Genomic DNA, 2752 nt, shown 5'->3' with positions numbered 1-2752 from the left:
ATAGAGTAAGATGATGATAGTGGCACATAGGTTTCCTCCGAGATATAGATTTTGTTTGGTAGCATTATTATATCAGAAACCTATGTGTCATTTTTTATAGGTGTTGCACTTGTATTGTAAATTCGCCACTGAATAATACGTTCATGCTTCATGACAGCATTATCAACAACTGCCATAAAGCTGGTTTTTCCCCGAATATCGTCATGGAGAGCGGGCAGTGGGATCTGCTTATTGAAGCCATAAACTGCGGCAATGGGATTACCATTCTGCCCAAGCCGGTCATCGATAAGATCTGCGATGGAAAGGTCGTGCAGATTCACTTGACGGACCCGGAATTTCCCTGGATTCCGACGCTAGCCTATCGCAAGGAAAAATTCATTTCCACGCCTATGCAGCTGTTTTTAGACATGATTCAAACGTTTATAAAAAAATAAACTTGTCAATGAGTTTTTGTCCGATTGCATTATTTGCATTCATTGGACAAAAACTCATTATTTTATTGCCATAAAAAGGCAAATATGCAAAACATCAAACGTTTAACCTAGAAAGATGAATGAAAATATGAATTATTGAATGATTTTCATATAAAAAATGAAGACACGTCGTTTTACTTTGCCTCATAGAAAGTGCTATCATGAAAGCATAGAATGCATTCGTTAAATGTAAAGCGTACATTTGTCATGACTTAACTTGTTACTGTTTTCACTTTTTAAAACTTTATATTGGTAAAGGAGATGAGAGACATATGGATTTTAACATTCTCGTTATTCTGCTGAGCTTGATTGGCTTGATGACCTTTGCATACCGTGGCTTCTCCGTTATCATGATGGCTCCAATCATGGCTATCTTGGCGGCTACCTTGACTGGCCTTGACGTTATGCCTTCGTACACCGAATTGTTCATGGGCAAGGCTGTAACGTACATCAAATCGTACTTCCCGGTATTCATGTTAGGTGCTATTTTTGGTAAAGTCATGGAAGAAACTGGATTGGCCCGCGGCTTGGCCAGCGCCATCATCAATGGCTTGGGCAAAGAACCGGCTAAAGCCGTTCTCTCCATCGTATTGGCAGGTTCGATCCTGACCTATGGCGGCGTTCTCTTGTTCGTCGTTGTATTCGCAGTATATCCCTTTGCTGCGGCTCTCTTTAAAGAAGCAAATTATCCGAAACGTTTAATCCCGGTCTGCATTGCCCTCGGCGCGTTTACGGCTACGATGGACGCCTTGCCGGGCACTCCGCAGATTCAGAACGTTATTCCGACGACATATTTCGGCACGAACCTCTATGCCGGTCCTCTTGCCGGCTTCATCGGCTCGGCTATTATTTACGGCTTAGGTATTGTCTACGTAACCCATCGTTTGAAAGCTGCGATTGCCAAGGGCGAAGGCTACGGCAACCACACGACAAACGAACCGGTTATCGATCCGAACGCAAGATTGTTCCCCTGGTATGTTGCCTGCCTGCCGTTGGTAACGGTATTGGTCGTCAACTTCGCCATTACGGAATTGGTTACGTGGAACCCGGCTATTTTGGAACCCTTCCATTCCATGAAGGGCGTTCCCCTTGTAGCTGCTAAGGTTCAGAACGTAGCTAGTATCTGGGCCCTTATCATCGCTCTCGTAAGCGGTATTTTGGTAGCCTTGGTTGTCGGCTGGCGCGAAATCAAGACGGTCGACGGCATGTCCAAGATCCTCAACGCCGGTGCTATCGGCTCCCTGCTCGCTATTATGAACACGGCATCCGAAGTTGGTTATGGTAACGTTATCTCCCAGCTTCCGGGCTTCGCTGAAGTTGCTAACTTCCTCATCGGCATCCATATCGGCGGCACGCCGCTCGTATCTGAAGCTGTCAGCGTAACGGTACTGGCCGGTATTACAGGCTCCGCTTCCGGCGGTTTGGCTATCGCTTTGGAACTGATGGCTCAGGATTGGCTCGCTTGGGGTCAGTCTATCGGCATGGGTCCGGAAATCCTTCACCGCGTCGCCTCCATGGCTTCCGGCGGTTTGGATACCTTGCCTCATAATGGCGCGGTTATCACGCTGCTCGCAGTTTGCGGCCTGACCCATAAAGAATCGTATAAAGATATCTTTGCGATTACGGTATTGAAGACCTTCACTGTATTCGTCATCATCTTTATCTACTCTGTAACAGGGCTCCACTAAACGATTTATATATAGACGTTTGTTGAAGTATAGAATGGGAGGAGATGCTCATCATGGCAAAATTTGTAACGGCTGCTGAAGCGGTTCAGCAGATTAAAGATGGTTCCATGTTAGCAACGAGCGGTTTTGTCGGTGGCTTGCTTGCAGAAGCCGTATTGAAGGAAATCCAGGCTTCGTTTAAAGCCAACGGCACGCCGAAGGATTTGTCTATCGTATATGCGGCTGGTCAGGGCGACAGCGGCGAACGCGGCCTGAACCACCTCGGCGAAGAAGGTTTGATGAAACGCATTATCGGCGGTCATTTCAACTTGTCCCCGCGTCTCGGCGAATTGATCAACAACAATAAGGTAGAAGCCTACAACCTGCCGCAGGGTACGATTTCCCAATGGTTCCGCGACATCGCGGGCCGCCGTCCCGGCACGATTACCAAAGTAGGTCTCCGTACCTTCGTCGATCCCCGTGTAGAAGGCGGCAAAATCAACGATGTAACGAAGGAAGATATCGTTGAAGTTATTGAATTGGGCGGCGAAGAATGGCTCTGGTATCATCCGCACAAAATTGATGTAGCTATCATCCGCGGCACGACAGCCG

The 2752-nt window shown here is 47.2% G+C and carries 3 protein-coding genes; all 3 read left to right on the top strand.

The features are described from left to right. Nucleotides 1-143: 143 nt before the first annotated feature. Nucleotides 144-434 (top strand): LysR substrate-binding domain-containing protein, encoded by a 291-nt coding sequence (locus CJ260_RS12370; protein ID WP_158221411.1) that lies wholly within the window; start codon nucleotides 144-146, stop codon nucleotides 432-434. Nucleotides 435-745: 311 nt separating this feature from the next. After that, the gene (locus CJ260_RS12365; protein WP_095630423.1) at nucleotides 746-2161 is read left to right on the top strand and encodes a GntP family permease; all 1416 of its coding nucleotides are present in this window, start codon (nucleotides 746-748) and stop codon (nucleotides 2159-2161) included. Nucleotides 2162-2214: 53 nt separating this feature from the next. Further along, the coding region (locus CJ260_RS12360) for a CoA-transferase (protein WP_304442062.1) at nucleotides 2215-2752 on the top strand (538 nt) is incomplete at its 3' end.

The sequence above is a fragment of the Megasphaera sp. ASD88 genome, from assembly GCF_002287425.1.
Taxonomy (GTDB): Bacteria; Bacillota; Negativicutes; order Veillonellales; family Megasphaeraceae; genus Megasphaera; species Megasphaera stantonii.
Note: the sequence above shows the minus strand (reverse complement) of the source record. Positions and strands in the feature narration are given on the sequence as shown.

Coding starts and splice junctions, on each gene's coding strand:
- CJ260_RS12365 (WP_095630423.1), top strand. CDS start 746: ATGGATTTTAACATTCTCGTTATTCTGCTGAGCTTGATTGGCTTGATG.
- CJ260_RS12370 (WP_158221411.1), top strand. CDS start 144: ATGCTTCATGACAGCATTATCAACAACTGCCATAAAGCTGGTTTTTCC.